The sequence below is a fragment of the Drancourtella sp. An12 genome (assembly GCF_002160935.1).
GTDB lineage: Bacteria > Bacillota > Clostridia > Lachnospirales > Lachnospiraceae > Sellimonas > Sellimonas catena.
The window spans coordinates 39,555-62,825 of the sequence record NZ_NFLO01000022.1 but is presented as its reverse complement, the minus strand read 5'-3'; the positions used below and the strand labels follow the sequence as shown (position 1 = coordinate 62,825).

General features: G+C 48.8%; 18 protein-coding genes. 1 reads left to right on the top strand and 17 read right to left on the bottom strand.

Translation table 11 applies throughout. The features are described from left to right. Positions 1–556: 556 nt before the first annotated feature. The 14 genes from nifJ to B5E64_RS15145 form a co-directional block, all read right to left on the bottom strand. Positions 557–4,090 carry a pyruvate:ferredoxin (flavodoxin) oxidoreductase gene (gene nifJ, locus B5E64_RS15210; RefSeq protein ID WP_087169299.1) on the bottom strand — a complete coding sequence of 1,178 codons (3,534 nt, stop codon included), beginning with the start codon at positions 4,088–4,090 and terminating at the stop codon, positions 557–559. A 182-nt stretch (positions 4,091–4,272) separates the two neighbouring features. After that, complete coding sequence (ychF, locus tag B5E64_RS15205) at positions 4,273–5,373, bottom strand: redox-regulated ATPase YchF (protein WP_087169298.1); 1,101 nt, start codon at positions 5,371–5,373, stop codon at positions 4,273–4,275. Between the two features lie 31 nt (positions 5,374–5,404). Continuing rightward, positions 5,405–6,061: a thiamine diphosphokinase gene (locus B5E64_RS15200; RefSeq protein WP_087169297.1), complete on the bottom strand. Its 657-nt coding sequence runs from the start codon at positions 6,059–6,061 to the stop codon at positions 5,405–5,407. Then, the gene (gene rpe, locus B5E64_RS15195; RefSeq protein ID WP_087169296.1) at positions 6,054–6,716 is read right to left on the bottom strand and encodes a ribulose-phosphate 3-epimerase; all 663 of its coding nucleotides are present in this window, start codon (positions 6,714–6,716) and stop codon (positions 6,054–6,056) included. Before rpe ends, B5E64_RS15200 begins: the two co-directional genes overlap by 8 nt. 11 nt (positions 6,717–6,727) lie before the next feature. Further along, the gene (gene rsgA / locus B5E64_RS15190; protein ID WP_087169295.1) at positions 6,728–7,606 is read right to left on the bottom strand and encodes a ribosome small subunit-dependent GTPase A; all 879 of its coding nucleotides are present in this window, start codon (positions 7,604–7,606) and stop codon (positions 6,728–6,730) included. Between the two features lie 35 nt (positions 7,607–7,641). Next, complete coding sequence (gene pknB, locus B5E64_RS15185; protein ID WP_087169294.1) at positions 7,642–9,747, bottom strand: Stk1 family PASTA domain-containing Ser/Thr kinase; 2,106 nt, start codon at positions 9,745–9,747, stop codon at positions 7,642–7,644. Next, the gene (locus B5E64_RS15180; RefSeq protein WP_087169293.1) at positions 9,741–10,484 is read right to left on the bottom strand and encodes a Stp1/IreP family PP2C-type Ser/Thr phosphatase; all 744 of its coding nucleotides are present in this window, start codon (positions 10,482–10,484) and stop codon (positions 9,741–9,743) included. Before B5E64_RS15180 ends, pknB begins: the two co-directional genes overlap by 7 nt. After that, positions 10,462–11,532, bottom strand: a complete 1,071-nt coding sequence (rlmN, locus tag B5E64_RS15175; protein WP_087169292.1) for a 23S rRNA (adenine(2503)-C(2))-methyltransferase RlmN — start codon at positions 11,530–11,532, stop codon at positions 10,462–10,464. The genes B5E64_RS15180 and rlmN overlap by 23 nt, the downstream gene beginning before the upstream one ends. Further along, the gene (gene rsmB / locus B5E64_RS15170) at positions 11,533–12,843 is read right to left on the bottom strand and encodes a 16S rRNA (cytosine(967)-C(5))-methyltransferase RsmB (RefSeq protein ID WP_087169291.1); all 1,311 of its coding nucleotides are present in this window, start codon (positions 12,841–12,843) and stop codon (positions 11,533–11,535) included. Next, positions 12,836–13,540: a zinc metallopeptidase gene (locus B5E64_RS15165; protein ID WP_087169290.1), complete on the bottom strand. Its 705-nt coding sequence runs from the start codon at positions 13,538–13,540 to the stop codon at positions 12,836–12,838. The genes rsmB and B5E64_RS15165 overlap by 8 nt, the downstream gene beginning before the upstream one ends. Positions 13,541–13,567: 27 nt before the next feature. After that, on the bottom strand, positions 13,568–14,512 hold the full coding sequence (gene fmt / locus B5E64_RS15160) for a methionyl-tRNA formyltransferase (RefSeq protein WP_087169289.1): 945 nt from the start codon (positions 14,510–14,512) through the stop codon (positions 13,568–13,570). 18 nt (positions 14,513–14,530) lie between these two features. Then, positions 14,531–15,001 carry a peptide deformylase gene (gene def / locus B5E64_RS15155; protein WP_087169288.1) on the bottom strand — a complete coding sequence of 157 codons (471 nt, stop codon included), beginning with the start codon at positions 14,999–15,001 and terminating at the stop codon, positions 14,531–14,533. 21 nt (positions 15,002–15,022) lie between these two features. After that, positions 15,023–17,251, bottom strand: a complete 2,229-nt coding sequence (priA, locus tag B5E64_RS15150) for a primosomal protein N' (RefSeq protein ID WP_087169287.1) — start codon at positions 17,249–17,251, stop codon at positions 15,023–15,025. Next, positions 17,230–18,789 (bottom strand): UDP-N-acetylmuramoyl-L-alanyl-D-glutamate--2,6-diaminopimelate ligase, encoded by a 1,560-nt coding sequence (locus B5E64_RS15145; protein WP_087169286.1) that lies wholly within the window; start codon positions 18,787–18,789, stop codon positions 17,230–17,232. The genes priA and B5E64_RS15145 overlap by 22 nt, the downstream gene beginning before the upstream one ends. An 84-nt stretch (positions 18,790–18,873) precedes the next feature. On the opposite strand from B5E64_RS15145, the gene B5E64_RS15140 reads away from it, so the two are divergent. After that, complete coding sequence (locus tag B5E64_RS15140) at positions 18,874–19,749, top strand: arginase (RefSeq protein WP_087169285.1); 876 nt, start codon at positions 18,874–18,876, stop codon at positions 19,747–19,749. Between the two features lie 38 nt (positions 19,750–19,787). Here B5E64_RS15140 and B5E64_RS15135 read toward each other — a convergent pair whose 3' ends face one another. From B5E64_RS15135 to B5E64_RS15125, 3 genes are read right to left on the bottom strand one after another with little or no spacing between them, the layout of a single operon-like run. Next, the gene (locus B5E64_RS15135; RefSeq protein WP_087169284.1) at positions 19,788–21,311 is read right to left on the bottom strand and encodes a UDP-N-acetylmuramoyl-L-alanyl-D-glutamate--2,6-diaminopimelate ligase; all 1,524 of its coding nucleotides are present in this window, start codon (positions 21,309–21,311) and stop codon (positions 19,788–19,790) included. A gap of 17 nt (positions 21,312–21,328) precedes the next feature. Next, positions 21,329–22,030 carry an amino acid racemase gene (locus tag B5E64_RS15130; RefSeq protein ID WP_087169283.1) on the bottom strand — a complete coding sequence of 234 codons (702 nt, stop codon included), beginning with the start codon at positions 22,028–22,030 and terminating at the stop codon, positions 21,329–21,331. Positions 22,031–22,055: 25 nt separating this feature from the next. Continuing rightward, positions 22,056–23,267 carry an ATP-grasp domain-containing protein gene (locus tag B5E64_RS15125; protein ID WP_087169282.1) on the bottom strand — a complete coding sequence of 404 codons (1,212 nt, stop codon included), beginning with the start codon at positions 23,265–23,267 and terminating at the stop codon, positions 22,056–22,058. Between the last annotated feature and the right edge of the window lie 4 nt (positions 23,268–23,271).

Sequence of the window (23,271 nt, the reverse complement as noted above, 5' to 3'; positions counted from 1 at the left end):
GACATTAGCTGGCTTGGCAATAAAGAAAGAATCTACCTTCTTCTCTTCCATATATATTCTCAGCTTCTGGATAGTATCCATCTGATTGTACCCCCTATCTAAAATGTATATTTATATTATCACTATTCATTTATGATTGTCAACCTGACAACAAACATTTTGTCATGTTTTTTTATATTATTTGATATTTTTTTGTTTTATTTGTTAGCTTTTTATCATTTTCAATTATTTTTCTTCTCTTTTCTCCTATTGTCGCTCAATTTGTTCGCTTTCCAAAAACACTTGTGCAAGATATACTAGAATACAGTTCAGTTTTTGTTTAGTTTTTCACATAATTGAAAACTTAAATTTTTAGTAAAGTTGTCACTTTCTGTATTTTTATTCATTTTTAGCGTATTTTTATTCTTTGCTTGTACGAATATCCGACAGTTTTATACAATTTTTTCACTTATAAAGAAAGTTTATGCAGAACGGCCTCTTATAGGCGAAAAAAATACAGGGACGTACCGTAATACGTCCCTGTATTGTAAATCATCTGTCAGTTTCTGGCATTCAATTATTCTGTTTTTCCGTACAGTGTAACAAGTTTGTTGAGATATTCGTATCTCTCCTTTGCTTCCTGTTCGTTCTTGGCAAATAAAACTTTTGCTTTTTCCGGATCCTGTCTTACAAGAGAGTTGTAACGAACTTCTCCGTTGAGGAATTCCTGATAGTCTCCTGTAGGAGCCTTGCTGTCAAGTGTGAACTTGTTCTCTGCAGCCGGGTTGAAGCGGAAGTTGTTCCAGTATCCGCACTCTACTGCGAGCTGTTCTTCTGTCTGAGCTTTGCTCATACCCTTCTTGATACCATGGTTGATACATGGAGCGTAAGCAATGATCAGTGACGGTCCCGGATAAGCCTCAGCCTCGGAGATCGCTTTTACTGTCTGGTTGAAGTCAGCGCCCATTGCGATCTGAGCAACGTATACATAGCCGTAGCTCATCGCGATACCCGCAAGGTCTTTCTTCTTGGTTTCTTTTCCGCCTGCTGCAAACTGTGCTACCGCACCTGTCTTTGTAGCCTTGGAGGACTGTCCGCCTGTGTTGGAGTAAACCTCTGTATCGAATACCATGATGTTGATATCCTGTCCGCTTGCAAGTACGTGGTCAAGTCCGCCGAATCCGATGTCATATGCCCATCCGTCTCCGCCGAAGATCCACTGTGACTTCTTAGCGAGGAAATCTTTATTGTTTACGATGTCTTTGCATACTTCGCAGTCGCATCCTGAAAGAACTTCTACCAGTTTGTCTGTAGCTGTTCCGTTTGTTGCGCCGCAGGAGAATGTATCAAGCCATTCCTGACATGCTGCTTTTACTTCTTCAGAAGCGTTTTCAGATGCTGCAACAGACTCTACTTTTGTCTTTAATCCATTTCTGATTGCCTTGTTTGCAAGAAGCATACCATATCCAAACTCAGCGTTGTCTTCGAAGAGGGAGTTAGACCATGCAGGTCCCTTGCCTTCTGCGTTTACTGTGTATGGTGTGGACGGTGAGGAGTTACCCCAGATAGAAGAACATCCTGTTGCGTTTGCGATGTACATTCTGTCACCGAATAACTGTGTAACAAGTTTTGCGTAAGGTGTCTCACCACATCCTGCACATGCGCCTGAGAACTCAAGCAGCGGCTGTTTGAACTGGCTTCCCTTTACAGTATTTTCTTTGAATTTTGCTACTACTTCTGGTTTTACCGGAATTTCTCTTCCGAAATCGAAGTATACCTGCTCGCCCGCATTTGCTTCCATGTTGCCCATAACGAGAGCCTTCTCGCCCTTCTTTCCAGGACATACATTTGCGCAGGAGCCGCATCCTGTACAGTCGTAAGCGGAGACTGTCATGGTAAACTTCATATCCGGCATACCGATCATCGGAATTGTCTGAATTCCTTCCGGTGCGTTTGCAGCTTCTTCCTCTGTCAGAGCTACCGGACGGATAACTGCGTGCGGACATACATACGCACAACGGTTACACTGGATACAGTTCTCCGGCTGCCAGATCGGGATATCCACTGCAATACCACGTTTTTCGTAAGCAGCTGTTCCTGACGGTGTTGTACCATCTACATATTCTGTAAATGCAGATACCGGCAGAGAGTTGCCTTCCTGAGCGTTTACTTTTGCCTGGATATTCTTAACGAAGTCTACAACTTCTTTTCTTCCGCCTTTTACTTCCGGTGTGAATAAACCTTCGTCAGCTGCATCTTTCCAGCTTTCCGGTACAGTTACTTCAACAACCTGTTTTGCACCTGCATCGATTGCATCATAGTTCATCTGAACGATCTTGTCACCTTTTCTTCCGTAAGTAGCTTTTGCTGCTTTCTTCATCAGGTCGATCGCTTCTTCCTCCGGAATGATGGCTGCCAGTTTGAAGAATGCAGACTGAAGGATTGTGTTGATACGTCCGCCAAGTCCGATCTCTTTACCGATCTTGATACCATCGATTACGTAGAACTTGATGTTGTGGTTTGCAATAAATGCTTTTACCTGTCCCGGAAGGTGTTTCTCCAGTCCTTCCATATCCCATGGACAGTTCAGAAGGAATGTTCCTCCGTCAACGAGTTCCTGTACCATGTTGTATTTGTTGATATAGGACGGGTTGTGGCATGCAACAAAGTTTGCTTTCTTGATCAGGTAAGTGGACTTGATCGGTTTCTTACCGAAACGTAAGTGAGACATTGTCACACCGCCTGATTTCTTGGAGTCATAATCAAAGTATGCCTGTGCATACATATCTGTATTATCACCGATGATCTTGATGGAGTTCTTGTTAGCTCCGACAGTACCGTCTGCTCCAAGTCCCCAGAATTTGCAGTTGATTGTTCCTTCCGGTGTTGTAACAAGCGGTTCACCTTCGTCCAGTGACAGGTGTGTCACATCATCAACGATACCGATTGTGAATTTTTCTTTTTCTGTGTTGTTGTATACGGCAACGATCTGAGCCGGTGTCGTATCTTTGGAACCTAATCCGTAACGTCCTGTGAGGATCTTCACGCCATCGAATTTTGTTCCTTTTAATGCTGCAACAACGTCAAGGTAAAGCGGCTCGCCCTGTGCTCCCGGCTCTTTTGTTCTGTCGAGAACGGAGATCACTTTTACGCTTTCCGGAATTGCATTTACAAGTGCTTCAGCGCTGAATGGTCTGTAAAGACGTACTTTTACGACTCCGACTTTCTGTCCTTTTGCAAGCAGGTAGTCAACAGTCTCATCGATTGTCTCACATACAGATCCCATAGCAATGATTACATGCTCAGCATCCTCTGCTCCGTGGTAGTTGAACAGTTTGTAGTTTGTTCCGATCTTTGCGTTTACTTTGTCCATGTATTCCTGAACGATGGCCGGCATTGCGTCATAGTACGGATTACATGCTTCTCTTGCCTGGAAGAATACGTCAGGGTTCTGAGCGGATCCTCTTTCGCAAGGATGATTTGGATTTAACGCGTGCTTACGGAATGCATCGATCGCATCCATGTCAACGAGATCTTTCAGATCTTCGTAATCCCATGTCTCGATCTTCTGGATTTCGTGAGATGTACGGAATCCGTCGAAGAAGTTGATGAACGGAAGGCGTCCTTTGATTGCCGCACAGTGAGCAACCGGTGTCAGGTCCATAACTTCCTGAACGCTTGATTCACAAAGCATTGCGCATCCTGTCTGACGGCATGCGTATACGTCGGAATGATCTCCGAAGATGGAGAGCGCGTGGCTTGCAAGCGCACGGGCAGATACATTGAACACACCCGGAAGCTGTTCGCCTGCAATCTTGTACAGGTTCGGGATCATCAGAAGGAGTCCCTGAGATGCTGTGTATGTAGTTGTCAGGGCACCTGCTGCAAGAGAGCCGTGTACGGCACCTGCTGCTCCGGCCTCGGACTGCATCTCCGTAACCTGAACTTCCTGTCCAAAAATGTTCTTTCTTCCCTGGGTAGCCCACTCATCTGTAGCTTCTGCCATAACAGATGAAGGGGTAATCGGATAGATCGCAGCTACATCGCTGTATGCATAAGAAGCATGAGCAGCAGCATGGTTACCATCCATGGTTTTCATTGATCTTCCCATTTCTTTATTCCTCCTTAAGTTTCAAAAAATGTTTCTAAATTCATAGATATTCATATTATATCGCCATTACCTGTAAAAGTCCAGTATACTTGTCCCAGATTTTTGCACCTTTTTCTGAACAAAAAGCCGCACAGCCGTCGTTTCCCGACAGCTGTACGGCTTACCTGTTGTTTTTGAAGTTGTTATACGTTAAACCGGAACAGTACTACGTCCCCGTCTTTTACGACATATTCTTTTCCTTCGGAACGGACGAGGCCTTTCTCTTTTGCGGCTGTCATGTTGCCGCAGGCAATCAGGTCATCGTATGCAACTACTTCCGCGCGGATAAATCCTCTTTCGAAATCAGAATGAATCTTTCCGGCTGCCTGAGGTGCCTTTGTCCCTTTCTTGATCGTCCATGCACGGACTTCCGGCTCTCCTGCTGTCAGGTAGCTGATCAGGCCAAGGAGACTGTAGCTTGCCTTGATCAGTTTTTCCAGTCCGGATTCTTTCAGGCCAAGATCCTCGAGGAACATCTGCTTTTCGTCGTCCTCAAGCTCTGCGATCTCCTGCTCGATCTCAGCGCAGACCACAAAGACTTCATAACCTGCTTCTTTGGCAAATTCTCTGACTTTCTGTACCCCTTCATTAGAGGCGCCGTCATCCGCCAGATCATCTTCTGATACGTTGGCCGCAAAGATCACCGGTTTTGCTGTGAGGAGATTGTAGCTGTTCATCCACTCTTCTTCCTCTTCATCCCGGATATCCGTAAAGCTTCCTGCCATTTTTCCGTCTTCCAGATGCGCCTTGATTCTCTGCATCAGGTCCACTTCTTTTGCTGCCGCCTTGTCGTTTCTTGCCGCCCGGATCTGCTTGCTGATACGGCGTTCCAGCACTTCCAGATCGGAGAAGATCAGCTCCAGATTGATGGTCTCTATATCACGGAGCGGATTGATGCTTCCATCTACGTGAACGATATTGCTGTTTTCAAAACATCTTACCACATGGACAATGGCGTCTACTTCCCGGATATTGGCAAGGAACTGGTTTCCAAGACCTTCCCCTTTGGATGCTCCTTTTACAAGTCCCGCAATATCTACGAATTCAATGACAGCCGGAACGATCTTTTTTGTCTGGTACATTTCCGCCAGTACATTAAGTCTCTCGTCCGGTACAGTTACGACGCCCACATTCGGGTCAATGGTACAGAACGGGTAGTTGGCTGATTCCGCTCCTGCCTTTGTCAGGGAATTAAACAGCGTACTCTTCCCTACGTTCGGTAATCCTACGATTCCAAGTTTCATTTAATTTCTCTCCATTCTCTTTGTAAATTTCTTACTCGTCTTTTGTTTCCATCAAAATCAGTGTTCCGTATGCAAACGTGATCACAAGCTCGTCTTCCGCGATCTCATTGCTGACACAGAGACTGTCGTTCGGGAGCAGGTGATGATGGTTCAGCGGATATTTCGCTCCGCGGATCGTGAGATCCTCCACCTCTCCCCCAAACGGGAACAGGGAAAAATATTTCCCGAATGCATTGCGCCGTTTCAGGCGCACTTCCCGGTCGCATAGCCGGATCCTGTTGCATGAATCCAGAATCTCCGCCTGTATTCCTGCCTTTCTGGCAATTTCCAGAGACTGTACATTGGCCCAGACATGGTCAATCCTGCATCCCGTTGCTCCCAGAATAATCATCCGGTCGCAGCCAAGTGTAATGGCAAGCCGGATTGCGATCTCTGTATCCGATGCATCCTTGACCGGATTATACTCCCGGATCGGAATTTTCGTCTCCTCCCGGTAATAGCGGATTACTTCTTCTGAGATACTGTCAAAATCCCCTACAATGTACTCCGGCTCAATTTTGTGCCTGTACAGAAACTCCACTCCTTTATCCACTCCGATGATACGTTTCGATTCGTAAGATTCCAGTACGGAAAGTGCGAAATTATCGTTAATCGCGCCTCCGCTGATGATGATTGTCACTCTACTCATATTGTCTTAATCTCTCCATCATAGCCTTTGTATTTTGTCCCGGATCTCCGCCAAATACCGCGGATCCTGCAACAATTACATTCGCCCCTGCTTTCAGCACTTCCTCTACATTGTCCTGATAGATTCCTCCATCCACTTCCAGATCAATGTCCCGGCCGCATTCCGTAATCATCCGGCGTACCTTCCTGATCTTTTCAATGGATTCCGGAATAAACTTCTGTCCTCCAAATCCAGGCTGTACACTCATGACAAGAATCATGTCCACAAGCTCCATATACGGGAGCAGCTGATCCGCATCCGTCTGCGGACAGATGGAAATCCCTGCCTTCTTCCCGCAGTTCTTAATTTTCTGAATCGTTTCCTTCACATCCTGACATGCTTCCAGATGGATCGTAATGATATCCGCGCCTGCATCTGCAAAATCTGTCACATAGCGGACCGGTTCCTGAACCATCAGATGCACGTCCATCACCTGCTCTGTAGCTCCTTTGATGGACTTTAATACCGGCATCCCGAAAGAGATACTTGGTACAAACATCCCGTCCATTACATCAAAGTGCAGGTACTCTGCCCCGTTTTCCTCTGTCATTTTCATCTGCCCGGCAAGACATTTAAAATCTGCCGCCAAAAGAGACGGCGCCAAAATATATTTCATGCTTTTCCTCCTCAATATCGCTTTTTCTGCTCCAGTTCGCGGTACATCTCCAGATAATTTTCATATCTGCTCTTCGGAATGAATCCTTCTGAAAGTGCCTCCTTTACCTCGCATCCCGGTTCATGGATGTGGCTGCATCCCTGAAAACGGCAGCTTCCCTCGTAAGGTCTGAATTCACGGAAATAATCCTTCAGATCTTCTTTTTCAAAATCATTCACATACAGCGAACCAAATCCCGGCGTATCCATGATATAGGTCTCCCCGCCAATGGAAAACAGTTCGGAATGTCTCGTTGTATGGCGTCCCCGTTCAATCTTCCTGCTGATTTCTCCGGTCTCCATATTGGCATTCGGATCCAGCAGATTGATCAGTGAGGATTTTCCCACACCGGACGGTCCCGCAAGGGCAGTCGTCTTTCCTTCCAGGATCTTCCTTACCTGATCGATATTCTCCTCTTTTGCGGCGCTGGTAAATATAACCGGATAGCCGCAGGCTTCATAAGTCTCTTTTAACAGTTCCCATTCTTTTTCGTCTGCCAGATCCTTTTTATTAAAGCAGAGCGTCACCGGAATGGATTTGCTCTCCATCATAATCAGAAACCTGTCCAGCAGATTCAGATGGGGTTTGGGGCTTGTCACCGCGAATACAATCAGTGCCTGATCGATATTTGCGACCGCCGGACGGATCAGTTCATTTTTCCTTGGCAGGATCTCTGTGATATTCCCCGTTTTCTCCGACTCATTGATCACATCAATTTCGACATTGTCTCCTACAAGCGGTTTGATCTTCTCCTTTCGGAAGATCCCTTTTGCCTTACATTCATAAACACCGGATTCTACTACGTGAACGTAGTAGAATCCGGCAATTCCTTTCACAATCTTACCCTTCATGAAAGTCTCCTTGTATGTTTGTCCGCATCCTGTCCTTAGCCGAGGCTGACATAAAAGGTGTAGCTTCCGTCAGAATTCTGTTCGTAACGGATCACCTGTCCACGGCTTACCGAAGAATTTTCCTCGTATTCCACATTATATTTCGGATTTCCGTTTTCCTGTACCCAGGATTGGATGTTGCTCTCCCAGACCGGTCCATCCGAAGATGTAGAAGATCCGGAATCGTTTCCGGATGAGGAATCGCTTCCTCCATTATTGGTATTGTCACTGCTGTTGTTGTCATTGTTATTACTGCTGTCCGACGGCTCTTCTTCGTCCGGCTCTCCTCCAAGGCTCACCACGTAGCTGATGGTCGTGCCTTTTGCCACAGTGCCGGATGTCAGAGACTGGGAAATGATTCTTCCTATGCCCACATCATCACTGTAGTCCTCAGACCTAGATACGTTGATCTCATTGTCTTCTGCCCAGGATGTCAGATTTCTCTCCGGCATGCCGACAAAGCTCTGAACTGTCACCATCTCATCCTCCGGATTTACTCCCTGGCTGACTACCAGATTAACTGTGGAGCCTTCTTCCACCTCACTGCCGGAAGACGGTGTCGTCCGGATCACTTCTCCTTCATCGTACTCATCGCTGTACTCTTCACTTGTGGAACCCACGCTGAGTCCTTCGGCCTCAATCTTCTCGGTTGCCGTGCTGACATCATCACCGGTTACATCCGGAACAGTCACGGTCGACGGTCCTGCACTTAAAACAACATTGATCGTGCTTCCTCTCTCAGCCTCTTCTCCATATTCCGGATCCTGATCGATGACAGTACCTTCGTCCTGGTCAGACGCTTCGGTGCCGGATACTTCCAGCTTGAATCCTGCTTTCTCGGCAGCTTCTCTTGCCTGGTCTTCTGTCAGGCCAAGGTTGGCAAGATTCGGAACGTCCGCCATACGGACCTCTTCCTCTTCCTGACTGCCGGAGCCTCCTCCAAAAAGGCCTACCGCGCTTCCGATTCCGTAAGCTGCCGCACAGACAACAAGGACTGCCACCAGCGCAATAATGATCTTCATCATATTGCTCATCTTCGGCTTCTTGCCGGTGTGTTCCTCTTTGTTCCTGTGGGTTTTCAGGTTTCTTGTATCGTAATCGTCATCGTCGTAACCATCGTCATAGTCATCGTCGTATCCGTCATCGTACTCATCGTCGTATCTGTCGTCATCATCATACTCGTCATCGTACTGATTCTGAAGTTTCCTTCTGTCTGACTCGGAAATCATGACAGTATCAGCGCCTGCATCGTATGCGGCAGCGCCGTTCTTCACGAAATCACCATTCGGATCGGAAAGTGATCTTCTAAGATCCTGTGCGAGCAGTGTCACGTTTGGATATCTCAGATCCGGATTCTTCTGGGTACATTTTAAGATGATCTGCTCAAGACTGTACGGCATCGGCACGTACTCTGACGGCGGCACGATCTCTTCCTGAAGATGCTTCATGGCAATCGCAACTGTGGAATCTCCGTCAAACGGCACACGACCGGTCACCATTTCATACATCGTAATACCGATGGAATAGATGTCGCTCTTTTCATCGGAAAAGCCCCCTCTTGCCTGTTCCGGTGAAGTATAGTGGACCGATCCCATGGCATTGGAACTCGTTGTATTAGAGCTTGCCGCCTTGGCAATACCGAAGTCGGTTACTTTTACCTTTCCTTCATTTGAAATAATAATATTCTGCGGTTTGATATCACGATGAATGATGTGGCCTTTATGTACCGCCTCCATGCCGGCACATACCTGAAGTGTGATGCTGATTACCTCTTTCGGTGTCAGCTTTTCTTTCTTTGCGATATATTCTTTCAGCGTGATTCCCTCTACTAGCTCCATTACCATATAATAAAGTCCGCGGTCCACGCCTACATCATAGACATTGACAATATTCGGATTCATGATTCCGGCTGCGGCCTGAGCCTCCGACCGGAACTTCTTCACATAGGTTTCATCTTCCCGGTATTCTTTTTTCAGTACTTTGACGGCAACATAACGATTCAGTACATTGTCGCGTCCTTTGTAAACATCGGCCATGCCTCCGGCACCGATCTTACTGAGGATCTCATACCGCTCCCCTAATACAATACCATCTTTTACCATACACTCACCTCATCTGCATACGGCTGCGCCAGTACTACTCCAATATTATCCGAGCCGCCGTTTTCATTTGCTCTTTGAATTAGACTTTCCACTGCTTCCACTATATCACGTGCGCTCTTTACAATCTGAAAAATTTCATCGTCATCTACCATATTCGTGAGGCCGTCGCTGCACATCAGTATGATGTCTCCGCCCTTTAAGCGGTACTCAAAAAAGTCCGGCTCTACTTTCTGCTTCACCCCGATCGCACGTGTGATGATATTTTTATCCGGATGATGCTTTGCTTCCTCTTCTGTCAGTCCTCCAAGCCTTACCATCTCTTCCACCATGGAATGGTCTTTGGAAAGCTGTCGGATCTCCTTGTTGATCAGATAGAGTCTGCTGTCTCCGACATTTGCAAAATAAAGTACATGATCCAGTATCGTGGCAGCGACCAGAGTCGTTCCCATGCCCTCCAGCCTGTTGTCCTTTTCGGCCTCTTCTAAAAGCCGCTCGTTTGCCGCCTGGATCGAGTTTCCAAGAATCGTCTCAGGATGGGTCTCTTTGCAGTTCTGTACCTCTTCGGCCAGAACCTCCACAGTAAACCTGGAAGCAAAGTCACCCGCACGATGTCCGCCCATTCCGTCAGCTACCACAAGAAGATTCGGGAGATTCCCGATCGTTTCATCTGTAGCGAACACGTAGTCCTGATTGACCTCTCTTTTTCTTCCAATATCAGTCATTGAAAATGTTTTCATTTTCATTCTCCTTATTATTGTCTCTGTGTTTTATTCTGAGCTGACCACAGGCTCCGTCAATATCAGAGCCCATTTCTCTTCTTATAGTAACATTAATCCCATTTTTTTCAAGTTTATTTTGAAAAATCCCTGCAGTTTTTTTATCCGGTCTTTTGAAATTATTTTCCCTTACCGGGTTGACCGGAATCAGATTCAGGTGGCAGTTTCTATGCTTCAAAAGGGCCGTCAGCTCCCGGATGTCTTCTTCTGTATCGTTGACACCGTGCACCAGACTGTACTCAAACGTGATCCTTCTTCCGGTCTTTTCAAAGTACTCGTCACACGCCTCAAGGACTTCAGACAGCTCATATTTATTTGCCACGGGCATAAGTGATTTCCGATTCTCCTGGTTGGATCCGTGAAGGGAAAGCGCCAGCGTGATCTGAAATTTCTCATCCGCCAGGCGCCGGATATTCGGCACAATCCCGCAGGTGGATGCGGTGATGTTTCTCTGGCTGATGTGAAGCCCGTGCCCGTCGCTGACCATCCGGATAAACCGGACGAAATTCTCATAATTGTCAAGGGGTTCGCCCGTTCCCATCACAACGATGTTCGAGATCCGCTCCCCGCTGATTTTCTGCACTTCATACACTTCTCTCAGCATCTCTGACGCGGTGAGGTTTCGCACCAGTCCGCCGATGGTTGACGCGCAGAAGCGGCACCCCATCCTGCATCCTACCTGGGAGGAAATGCAGATGCTGTTTCCGTGTTTATATTTCATCAGGACACTCTCAATCATGTTTCCGTCCGAAAGCTCAAAGAGAAATTTGTTCGTTCCGTCGATTCCGGAAATCTGCCGTTCCACCAGACTTACCGTCGCGATCTCATACTCCCGGTCCAGCTTTTCCCGGAGAGCTTTGGATACGTTGGTCATCTCATCAAAGGATTCCACCAGTTTTACATGAATCCACTCGTAAATCTGCTTTGCCCGGAACGGCTTTTCACCGATGGCTTTCATCTCGTCTTCCAGTTCCTGAAGAGTATAGGACGCAATATCTTTCTTTTCCATCTATTTCGACTCCTGTTTTTTCATAACTGCTATGTAAAATCCGTCGCACGGATCAATGCCCGGAAGAAACTGTTTTTCCTTATTAAGTGCAAACTCCCTGTGCTGTTCCAGAAACCAGGCTGTATTTTCCTCGTTCTCCTCCCGGTTGATGGTGCAGGTGCTGTAAAGAAGCGTTCCGCCCGGCTTCACATAACGGTGCACCACGGACAAGATCTCCCGCTGAAGCGCGGCAAGCTCTTTTTGTGTCTCCGGCGTCATATTGTAACGGATATCTTTCTTTGTGGCAAGTACGCCAAGGCCGGAACATGGAAGATCGGCAATGACGATGTCCGCCGTTTCAACCGAAGCCTCATCGCACACTCTTGCGTCCTGCTGCCGCGCGCTGATATTGGTAAGCCCGCTGCGCCCGATATTCTCTTCGATGAGTCCCACTTTATATTCCGTCAGGTCTCTGGCGTCCACATGCCCGGTTCCCGCAAGCTTTTCCGCCGCATGGAGCGCTTTCCCGCCCGGCGCGGCACAGACATCGATAATCGAATCGCCTTTCTTGACCGGCAGGCTTTCCACCGCCATCATGGAACTTGCATCCTGCACATAAAACAGTCCTTCTTCAAATGTTTCCAGGCCGCCCAGATAATCGTATCCGGAAATCCACAGCGCATACGGGAGAACCGGATGATCCTCCACTTTTTCCACTCCGTCTTCTTTCAGGCGGGCTTTGATTTCCTCTTTGGTGATCCGTTCCGGGTCAAACCGGATACAGGTCGGATGCTCTTCCATCATAAAGGAAAGCATCTTCTCCACCGTCTCTTCCGGATAGCTCGAAAGCCACGTTTCCACCATCCATTCCGGAATGGAATACTGCACAGAAAGACGTCTGGAAAGAGGATGCTCCGGAAGCTTCACCTGATCCATCTGTCTTGCGATGGTCCTAAGTACTCCATTGACAAATCCGGAAAGATTCTGAAATCCTCTCTTCTTTGCAAGTCTTACCGCCTCATTGCAGACTGCGGAGGCCGGTACCTGATCCATATACTTCAGCTGGTAGACCGCGCTTCTTAAAATAATACGGATAACCGGCTTCATTTTTGCTGTTTTTGTTTTGGAAAACTGATCGATGATGTAATCAATCTCGATCATATGCTCCAGCGTTCCTTCCGTCACCCTTGTGATGAAGGCACGTTCTCTTTTATCCAGATACTGATACTTGCTAAGGACTCTTGACAGGGCCAGGTGGCCCGGCACCTTGTCTCTTGTCACCTCCAGCAAAATGGCAAGAATCAGTTCTCTTTCTTCGATCGGTTTATTCACGCCGTCTTCCTCCTGTCAGCAGAATGATACGCAGAAGCTGCAGAATCGCCGAGGCGGCTCCTGCCACATAGGTCAGCGCCGCAGCCCGTAATACTTTCTTCGTCATGGAGAGCTCATCCGGAAGCAGCATCCCGCTCTCTCCCAGAATCTGCACTGCCCTTCTCGATGCGTTGAACTCCACCGGAAGGGTAACAAGCTGAAACAAAACGGCAAACGAAAATGCCAGAATCCCGATCTGGATCAACAGATACGAAGAACGGCTGTTGAATAACAGTCCCAGAAGGATCAATGGCCATGCGATGGCAGATCCAAAATTCGCCACCGGAACGATAGCGCTTCTGATTTTCAACGGCGCATATCCCCGTGAATGCTGGATCGCGTGTCCGCACTCGTGGGCCGCCACTCCAACCGCCGCTACAGAAGCAGACTGATACGTGGCATCTGACAGGCGCAGTACCCTGTTTCCCGGATCAAAGTGATCCGTCAGATTTCCGCTCACATGCTCGATCCGCACATCGTAGATCCCTGCGCTTCGCAGAATCCGCTCGGCAGCCTCCCGTCCGGTGAGCCCGGAACGGCTCCGCACTCTCCCGTACTTTGCATAGGTGGAACGAACCCGTGCCGATGCCGCAAGGCAAAGGAGGAGCCCGATCAGTACAAGGCTGTACGTCGGATCATAGTAATAGTAAAATGGCATTTCTACCTCTCCCTTTCTTTATTCAGATCAGTTCTCCCCTAAACTCATTCCTGCTTCCAGCGGATATCCACGCAGAAATGCTCCCGCGTCCATCCGCTTTTTCCCCGGAATCTGAAGCTCCCGGATCACCAGACTCTTCTCTCCGGTCTTTATTGTGAAATCCTTTTTGGACACTGCCGTGATCTCTCCCGGTCCGGCATCTTCCGTTCCCGGCACATCTTCTGTCACATCCGCATCCCAGATTTTCATTGTCTTGTTGTCCCATGTAGTATATGCACTTGGCCATGGATTTAAACCACGGATCAGCCGTTCAATAGAAACCGCATCCTGATTCCAGTCAATGGCTCCCATCGCTTTATTCAGCATCCGGGCATATTCCGTCGGGCTTTCTCCCTGCTTTTCCGGCTGGATGCTTCCTTCCTCCAGACGTTTTAATGTTTCAACACAAAGCTTTGCCCCGGCATCTGAAAGTTTGTCGTGAAGGCTTCCTCCCGTCTCCTTTTCATCCAGAACAATCGTTGTCTTTAACAGCATGTCTCCGGTATCCAGCCCTTCATCCATCTGCATGGTCGTCACTCCGCTTTCCTTTTCCCCGTTGATCACGGCCCACTGAATCGGCGCCGCGCCCCGGTACTTCGGAAGCAGGGAGGCATGAACATTGACACAGCCATACGGCGTCATCTCCAGAATCTCTTTTGGCAGAATCTGTCCAAAAGCGATGACAACCATGATGTCCGCCTGATAGGCGGCAAGTTTCTCGATACATTCTTTTTCCCGGATTCTTCTTGGCTGGTAAACCTCAATTCCATGCCGAAGAGCCGTCTCCTTGACCGGAGGAAACTGCATTTCCTTTCCTCTTCCCTTCGGCTTGTCCGGCTGTGTCACCGCAAGGACAACCTCATGTCCTGCCTCAAGAAGCGCCTCCAGTGTTCCGACGGAAAAATCCGGTGTTCCCATAAAAATGACTTTCATACTCTGTCACAGTCCTTTCTATTCTTCTTCCGCTGCATTGTCATGGATGCCGTCTTCTGCAAGACGCATGTACATCAGGCCGGAGAGATGATCAATCTCATGACAGAATGCTCTTGCAAGGAGGCCTTCTCCCTCCCAGATGACTTCTTCCATGTCCTCGTTGAGCGCCCGCACTTTGACATGGTTCGGACGGGTTACAATGCCGTATTTGCCCGGAAGACTTAAACATCCTTCCTCCCCGGTCTGCGTGCCGTCCGATTCAATGATTTCCGGGTTGATCAGCACGATCGGCTGATCTCCTACATCAATGGTGATGATCTGCTTTAAGATGCCAACCTGCGGAGCCGCAAGTCCGACTCCCATTGCGTCATACATCGTATCGAACATATCCTGAATGAGGATCTTCGTCCGAAGTGTCATCTTGTCCACCTTTTTGCACTGCTTTTCCAGTACGTCATCTCCAACTTCCCGTATCTTTCTGATTGCCATAATGAATCCCTCTCTTTACTATTAAAATGTCTGAACCGGATCAAAGTCAAACTGGATCCGGATGTTTTGAAATCCTTCATTAATCTCAATATATTGTTCCATCTTATCCTTTGCCTCTGTCAGCACGCGGTAATTCTCATGCTTCAGATAAAGCACTTTCCGGTACTGATCCTTCACCTTTCCGATGGCAGGACTGGCAGGCCCGATGATCTCAAGCCCTGCATCCGTCCGGATCCTGCCCGCAAACAGCTTTAGATAGTAGGCCCCTTTATTTAAAAGAGCCTCATCTTCGCTCGTCATCAGCACCGCCATCAGGTGAGCCGCCGGCGGATATCCCATCAGCGTCCTGAACTTCATCTCCTCCGCAAAGAACGCCTCGTAGTCCTGCCTTGCCGCGGCCTGTATGCTGTAATGCTCCGGATTGTAGCTCTGGATCACCGCTTCTCCCGGCAGATCCCCCCGGCCTGCACGGCCTGCCGCCTGACAAAGAAGCGCAAAAGTCCGCTCTGCCGCCCGGTAGTCACTGATATAAAGGGAAAGATCCGCCGCCAGCACCCCGACCAGGGTGACATTTGGAAAATCATGTCCCTTTACGATCATCTGGGTACCGATCAGAATATCGGCCTCCTGATCTGCAAACGACGAGAGAATAGTCTCGTAGCTTTCCTTCCCTCTTGTCGTATCCAGATCCATCCGAAGCACCTTTGCCTCCGGAAACTCTTTCCGGATCAGATCTTCCACCTGCTGCGTCCCTGCCTTAAAGGCTCCGATGTGAGGGGAACCGCAGGACGGGCAGGTATGAATCATCGGTTCCTCATACCCGCAGTAATGGCAGACCATCCGTCCCCCTCTGTGCCAGGATAAAGACACGTCGCAATGAGGACATTTTACTACATATCCGCAGGACCTGCAAGACAGGAAGCCCGCAAATCCCCTCCGGTTCAGGAAAAGCATAACCTGTTCCCGCCGCTTCAGCCGGTCCTCGATCTTCTCCCGTAAACAGTCACTTAAAATGGAGCGGTTTCCTTTTTGCAGTTCCTTTCGCATATCGATCACGGACACCTCGGCCATCTTCTGCTTCTTCACCCTTTGGGTCAGGCGGAGCAGGCGGTACTGCCCTCTCCTGCATCCTTCAAAGGCTTCCAGCGACGGTGTCGCCGATCCGAGCACCACGCCCGCCCCTTCGATTCTGGCCCGCTCGATCGCGGTCTCCCTTGCATGATACCTTGGCACCTGCTCGCTTTTATAGGTCGTTTCATGCTCTTCGTCAATCACAATCAGACCCAAATGCTCAAACGGGGTGAAAAGCGCCGACCTTGGACCGATCATCACATCGATCTCACCATTCTTTGCCCGCATCATCTGGTCATAGCGTTCCCCGGCAGACAGTCTGGAATTCATAATGGACACCCGGTTTCCAAATACCCGCACAAACCGCATGACCGTCTGATAGGTCAATGCTATCTCCGGGATCAGGACAATCGCCTGCCTGCCGCTTTGTACAACGCTTTGGATCATCTCCATGTAAACTTCCGTCTTCCCGCTTCCTGTCACGCCGTACAGAAGATAAGTCCCCGGATTTCCCCGCTGGAAATCCTCCTTGAAAATCCGGATTGCTTCTTTCTGCTCTGTTGTATATTCGATCTGCTTCGTCTGCTCTTCGGATGCCTTGACCGGATTTCTCCATACCGTTTCTGTATCCACGGTAAGAATCTGCATTTCCTCCAGTGCCCGGACAACCGAAGCGGTCAGACCAAGCTTTCTCAAAATCCAGCCGTAATCCAGCTCCTCATTTTCCAGAAGCGCCTCCAAAAGCCTTGCCCTTGCCTTCTGATTCTTCCTTTGGAACAGAGCAAGCCACTCTCTTCCTTCTTCCTCTGTGACAGTCCGGCGGATGATCCGCTTTTCTTTTGGACGCTCCTGTTTCTTTACCGGCCAGACCGTCTTAAGCGCCTGGATCATCGTACCGCCGTAATGCTCTTTCATCCAGGCTGCCAGCGCTACCAGATTCTCCTCGATCCGGACACTTTTCGGAGCTTTCCCCCTGATCTCTTTGATCTTTGCCGGATCAAAGCTGCTCTTTTCCGAAAATCCGATGATAAAACCTGTTCGGACTTTGTCCCCGTTTCCAAACGGAACCAGAACGCTGCTTCCGACGGCAAGTGTCCCTTCCAGTTCTTCCGGCACCTTATACTCAAAGGTCCGGTCCAGTTTTTCATGTGTGATATCTATAATAATTTCTGCGTACATGCTTCCTCTACCAATTCCTGTTCATCCATCCGATAGAAAACACCCTGAATCTCCTGGGTATTCTCGTGGCCTTTTCCCGCGATCACAACCAGATCGCCCGGTCCTGCCATCTCCACCGCCTGTTTCACTGCTTCTTTCCGATCCGTGATCCGAAGATACTTCCCGTCTGTCTTTCGTACTCCGGTCTCGATGTCATCCATAATCGCCTCCGGGGCCTCCCATCTTGGATTGTCAGATGTAATCACCGTCAGATCCGACAGTCTTCCCGAGACTTCGCCCATCTGAAATCTACGTTCCTTCGCCCTCTGGCCTCCGCAGCCAAACACCGTAATCAGCCGGGCCGGTCGGTATGCCCGAAGCGTCGTAAGCACACTTTCAAGGCTCATGGCATTGTGCGCGTAATCGATGACCGCCTCTCCTCCTCCCGGGATGGAGAAAAACTGCATCCGTCCCTTTACCTGAAAATCAAGAAGGGATCCGGCTGCCGTCTCCGGCGTCACGCCGTACTGCATACAGACACGGACAGCTGCCAGCGCATTGTATACCGTAAAGATTCCGGGGGCCGGGATCTGAAAATGCACCTTCCCGATGTCAAACTCCACTCCCGGATGCCCCTGGACAAAGCTTTCCGTCCGTATCTTTACCGCCCGGAAGTCTCCATTTCGGATACCAAAGGTCTGAAACGGGCATTCCGTTCCCGCAAGCATCTGCTTCCATGCCGGATCATCCGCATTGACCACTGCCTCCCGGCTCTGCAAAAACAGCTTCCTCTTACATGCCAGATATTCCTCTTTGTCCGCGTGCTCAAATCTTCCGATATGATCATCCCCCAGATTCAAAAACACGCCGGTATCAAAGCAGATCCCCTTCGTTCTCTGAAGCTTCAATGCCTGGGAGGATACTTCCATCACACAGGCACGGCAGGCATTTTTCCTCATTCTTGCGAGACTTCTCTGCAAGGTCACCGCATCCGGCGTCGTATGTTCGGACGGCAGATGCTCCTTCCCGTCAAACTGCCCGGTCGTTCCGATCATTCCGGTCCGGATTCCGGCCTCCGACAAGATCTTCCGGATCATGCTGACTGTCGTCGTCTTTCCCTTGGTTCCTGTCACGCCGATCATCGTCATGGATCTCGACGGTTCTCCTTCGTACCTTGCCGCCAGAAGGGCCGCTGCCTCCCGCTCATCCTCTACAAGGACTCCTTCACATTCCGGGAATTGCCCAAGTATCTTACCGATCAGTTCCTGCTCTTCTTTTGCTGCCACCAGAACCTTTGCTCCATGCCGGACCGCTTCTTTTGCATAGCGGCTCCCGTTGCATACGCTTCCCCGGATGCATACAAACACCGAACCCTCCCGGCAGTCTCTGGAATCGATACTGACTCCGGAAATCTCTCTGTCCGGAAACCGGATCTTCTCTCCTGCCGGCTCATACCGGACTGCCTGTAAAAGCTCAACTGCTCTCATAAGCCCGCATACTTTCTGACAATTCTTACTATCAATATAAGTAATCATAGCATAATTGTTACTTTTCGCCAACCGTCATCTTAGAGCCCTCCTTGTCTTTTCCATACCCTCATGTTATACTGGTTAGGCACAAAAACTATATCATTGGAGGTTGCTATGTTCAGTATTTTTGGATGTCCGATGCACTTTGGGGTTGGCGCACCAGGACTGAAATATAGTCTGGATTATCTGAGAAATCGTTACGAAAATTTAAGAATTGTAAAGCTTCCGGAAATCATAATGGAGGAAGATCCGGACTGCGTATTAAAAAACCGGAATACCGTGGCTGCTACCTGTCAGAGCATTGCCCAGTATATGTATTCTGTATTTGAGACAGGAAAGACGCCTTTGTTTCTGGGCGGTGACCACAGTGTAGTGATGGGCTCTGCCTCGGCTGCCAGTGTCTATGTAAAGGATCACTTTCAAGAGGAAATCGGACTGATCTATATCGATGCCCATGCGGATATCAATACGGATGCCACGACGGTAACCGGAAATATTCACGGTGTGCCGGTAGCTTCTCTTCTGGGACTTGGCGATCCTAAACTCACCGGATTCTTACACCCGGGTGCCAAGATCCGCCCTGAGAACATTGTATATCTTGGACTTCGGGATATCGATCCGCCGGAGCTTACGATCATGAAGGATCTTGGGATCCGCTTCTATACCTATCCGGAGATCTGCAAAAAGGGACTGGCTTCGTGTCTCTCCGAGGCGGTACAGTATCTCTCCCGCCTGAACTACTTCCATCTGAGCTTTGACATTGACTCCATGGATCCGGCCCTGATGCCGGGAGTGTCTGTTCCTGTCAAAAGCGGCTTTACGGAAGAAGAAGTCTATGAAATGATGGGAACTCTGATGAAAGAACTGCCGATTGTATCGTATGATATCGTCGAGTTCAACCAGGAGTTTGACCGCGATAACCGGACCGCCGACTTTGTCTCCGAGCTGGTTGACTTTATCACAAACGCCGAACGAAAAGAGGCCTTCTGACAAATGATGCCGGGGAAGCACATCCCCGGCATTTTTCTTTAATGAGTCTGGTCGTAAATCTCCAGATATTTTTTCACATATTCCACGTCGGACGGGCAGTCGATGTACTCACTTCCGTACTTCTGACGTGTCTCATTTCCCTTTCCTGTCACAAGGATCACGGTCTTGTCCTCTGACTCCTCGATCGCTGTACGGATGGCTTCCCCACGGTCTTCGATCATCACATACGGACAGTTCTGGGCTTTCACATACTGGGCGATATCGCCGGAAATCTCTTCCACCGGCTCATATCCCGGATCTTCCGCCGCCAGATACACCTTTTCGGAATACTGTCCCGCGATAGTTCCCAGATCCTTTCTCCGGATGTAGGCTTTCTTTCCCGGGCATCCGAACACCGACTTGATGGCGTAGTCCGGATATTCCTCCTTCGTAGAGGAGAACAGCTTTTCAAAGCTGAGCTTGTTGTGGGCATAATCGACAATGGCAATGATCTTTTTGTCCCTGCTTGCGTAAAGCTCCATCCGTCCGCTGGATCTTGCTTTTTCCAGTCCTGAATGAATGCAGGAATCCGGAATGCCAAGAATCTTTGCCGCCACAATGACCGCCACCGCGTTTTCCACATTAAACAGGCCCGGCATGGTCAGGACATAATCTTCCTCCCCGTCTTTGGAACGTACGGAAAACTTCGTCTCATGTCCGTCTTTCCGGATGTTGTACGCAAAGTAGTCTGCCCCCTCGTCCTTCTGGCTGAACGTGGTCAGGTCACCTGCCGCCCTGGCAGCTTCCAGAATCCGGTCTGAAAAGTCCGCGTCCAGGTTGACTACCGCATGATCGGTCTGGGCAAACATTTTCATCTTGGATGTAAAGTAATCCTCAAAATCCGGATGCTCAATCGGACTGATATGGTCTTCTGAAATATTCAAAAAGATTCCAACATCAAAGCGCATCCTGTCCACCCGGTTGTATTTGAGCGCCTGGCTGGATACTTCCATCTCCGCAAAAGTAATTCCGCTGTCCACCGCGTTCCGGAAATGGCGCTGAAGCTCTACCGCCTCCGGTGTTGTGATGTGGGACTCCACTCTGCTGACACCGTCATAGATATCGATGGAGGAAATCACGGCGCTCTCAGGCTTTCCGGTCTCTTTCATATAATCATCTACAACCGATTTCATGTAATATGCGGAAGTGGATTTTCCTTTTGTTCCGCCGATTCCGGTCACGGTAAGCTCTTTCCATGCGGAACCGTAGAAGACATCTGCCAGTACCGCCATCGCCTTACGGATATCTTTTACAAGGATATGCGGAATGTCCTTTCCGGTATCGTACTCTTTCTCACTGATATAAAGGATTGCTCCCTTTTCCACGGCGGAAGTCAGATACTCTTCCTTAAATGCCGCACCTTTGCAGATGAACATCGTATTTTCCGTCACTTCCCGTGAGTCATAGGTCAACACTTCCGGATGAGTGTCTTCCTGTCCGAAGAACTCTGCTTTTACAAGAAGACCGCACTCCTCCATCAGATCCGCATATGTTTTCAAGGTATCGCTTTTCCTCTGTGACATACATTTTCTCCTTTTCTTTATTGATAGCAGGCCCCGGACCTCATGATGGACTCCCGGATCAGCACATCCATGGCATCCAGGCAGATCTCCGGCAGCACGTGATCTTTTTTAAAGACCGAAATCTCGGTACATGCCAGAATCACCACATCGCAGTCCTTTTTGATGAACTCTTCCATCACCCGCTCAAACTTCTGATAATCTCCTTTTTTTCCGGCTTTGACATCATCGTAGATCAGAGACATGACGTCTTTTTGTCTTTTTTCCGACGGCACAATCTCCTCGATTCCCAAAGCTTCGCACTCTTTCCGGTAAATACCGGCAGATACCGTTCCGTCTGTCCCCATGATTCCGATCCGCTTTACATTTTCATAATGGCTTTTTGCGTAGCGGATCGTCTCCCTCGGCATGTGGATGATCGGAATGTCTGTCATTTCCTGAATCTGGTCATAAAAATAATGCGAGGTGTTGCATGGAATTGCAAGATTGGCCGCACCGACCGCTTCCATGATCCGGATATCTTCTGCCATCGCCTGCAGAAGCTTCCGGCTTTCTCCCGTCTGGATCGCTTTCGTCCGGTCCGGCATGGAAGCATGGCTTAAGATGGTCATGTCCAGATGGTCCTGGTCACAGTCCGCTTTCGTATGCCGGATCACTTCCTCGTAAAAATATGCGGTTGCCTCCGGTCCCATGCCGCCGATTACCCCTAATTTTTTCTTCATGGCTCCTCCTGTCATTTCCAGCCTTCTAGCTGTAGTACTTCCTGAATTTGATAAAGTGGCTGAAATGTGTCCGCAGCATCCGGTAAAGTCTCGGCCATCCAAGATCTCCCTTCTTGAAGACCGGGTTGACCATCTTTCCTGCTTTGATCAGTTTCTTCATCTTCGCTTTTGACTCCGGATCTTTGACATATTTGAATGCGACCGCCTTCGGAACAACCATCCAGAGGTGCTCTTCCTTTGCAGTCTCAAACTTCAGTTCTTTTCCGTACACATATTCTTCTACAATATATTTTGCAACATTGAACCCGGAACCGGTCACATAGTAGTTACTCCGTCCCTGTCTTGTGTTGATCTCGAAAAACTTGTACTTTCCGTCCCGTCTGTCGTACTTGATATCGAAATTGGAAAATCCTACATAGTGCAGATCCTCCAGAAGATTTCTTACCCGCTTCATCAGCTCCTGATTCGGCTCGGTGATGATCACCGCATGATTTCCAAGTCCGTGCGGTGTGTGCTCCTCTAACAGTACATGTCCCAGACACATCATTTTCACCTTTCCGTTTTTGTCGGAATAGGAAGTCAGCACACGCATGTACTCGTCATTTCCCGGAATCATATCCTGGATAATCAGGTCATCATCGTATCCCGCATCGTAGATCTCTTTGATGACGCTGTTTAACTCCTGTCTGGACCGGATCGTGTAAACCTTCTTCTGGGTGTCAAACGGATGCTCCCAGTATTTGATACTGTCGGACGGCTTTAAGATCACCGGGTACGGGAAGTCGATGGTAAAATCCATAGACATGCCATTCTTATAAACAAAGGTTCCAGGATAGTCTACCCCGTGCTTCTCACAAAGCTTATAGAAGGTCTCCTTCTGCTGAAGGCTGTTCATCAGGTCAAAGTCAATGTACGGGGCAATAATGTTATCGTCAAGCTCCGCTTTATGCTTACTGATCAGCGCTACATAGCTGTCTCCGCAGCCGATCAGTACAATCTTTTTATCTTTATGTTTCCGTGCAAAGGCATGTACGGTTTTCAGAAAATAGTCATCCGTATCAATCTTTGGATTGGCCCGGTACTCGATCATCCTGCTCTGGTAGCTCGGTCCGGTCGGATATTTTCCAAAAATATACGTCTTTACCTGATACTGCTCATAGAAGGCGCGCGCCACACTGTACGTGTTGATGTCACCGCCAAGCAGAACCGGTATGAATTCTCTTGACACAAATTCCATAGTT

What these genes read in the sequence shown, in the direction of transcription:
- nifJ (WP_087169299.1), bottom strand. Translation starts at nt 4,090, where the DNA reads ATGGGAAGATCAATGAAAACCATGGATGGTAACCATGCTGCTGCTCAT.
- ychF (WP_087169298.1), bottom strand. Translation starts at nt 5,373, where the DNA reads ATGAAACTTGGAATCGTAGGATTACCGAACGTAGGGAAGAGTACGCTG.
- B5E64_RS15200 (WP_087169297.1), bottom strand. Translation starts at nt 6,061, where the DNA reads ATGAGTAGAGTGACAATCATCATCAGCGGAGGCGCGATTAACGATAAT.
- rpe (WP_087169296.1), bottom strand. Translation starts at nt 6,716, where the DNA reads ATGAAATATATTTTGGCGCCGTCTCTTTTGGCGGCAGATTTTAAATGT.
- rsgA (WP_087169295.1), bottom strand. Translation starts at nt 7,606, where the DNA reads ATGAAGGGTAAGATTGTGAAAGGAATTGCCGGATTCTACTACGTTCAC.
- pknB (WP_087169294.1), bottom strand. Translation starts at nt 9,747, where the DNA reads ATGGTAAAAGATGGTATTGTATTAGGGGAGCGGTATGAGATCCTCAGT.
- B5E64_RS15180 (WP_087169293.1), bottom strand. Translation starts at nt 10,484, where the DNA reads ATGAAAACATTTTCAATGACTGATATTGGAAGAAAAAGAGAGGTCAAT.
- rlmN (WP_087169292.1), bottom strand. Translation starts at nt 11,532, where the DNA reads ATGGAAAAGAAAGATATTGCGTCCTATACTCTTCAGGAACTGGAAGAC.
- B5E64_RS15165 (WP_087169290.1), bottom strand. Translation starts at nt 13,540, where the DNA reads ATGCCATTTTACTATTACTATGATCCGACGTACAGCCTTGTACTGATC.
- fmt (WP_087169289.1), bottom strand. Translation starts at nt 14,512, where the DNA reads ATGAAAGTCATTTTTATGGGAACACCGGATTTTTCCGTCGGAACACTG.
- def (WP_087169288.1), bottom strand. Translation starts at nt 15,001, where the DNA reads ATGGCAATCAGAAAGATACGGGAAGTTGGAGATGACGTACTGGAAAAG.
- priA (WP_087169287.1), bottom strand. Translation starts at nt 17,251, where the DNA reads ATGTACGCAGAAATTATTATAGATATCACACATGAAAAACTGGACCGG.
- B5E64_RS15140 (WP_087169285.1), top strand. Translation starts at nt 18,874, where the DNA reads ATGTTCAGTATTTTTGGATGTCCGATGCACTTTGGGGTTGGCGCACCA.
- B5E64_RS15135 (WP_087169284.1), bottom strand. Translation starts at nt 21,311, where the DNA reads ATGTCACAGAGGAAAAGCGATACCTTGAAAACATATGCGGATCTGATG.
- B5E64_RS15130 (WP_087169283.1), bottom strand. Translation starts at nt 22,030, where the DNA reads ATGAAGAAAAAATTAGGGGTAATCGGCGGCATGGGACCGGAGGCAACC.
- B5E64_RS15125 (WP_087169282.1), bottom strand. Translation starts at nt 23,267, where the DNA reads ATGGAATTTGTGTCAAGAGAATTCATACCGGTTCTGCTTGGCGGTGAC.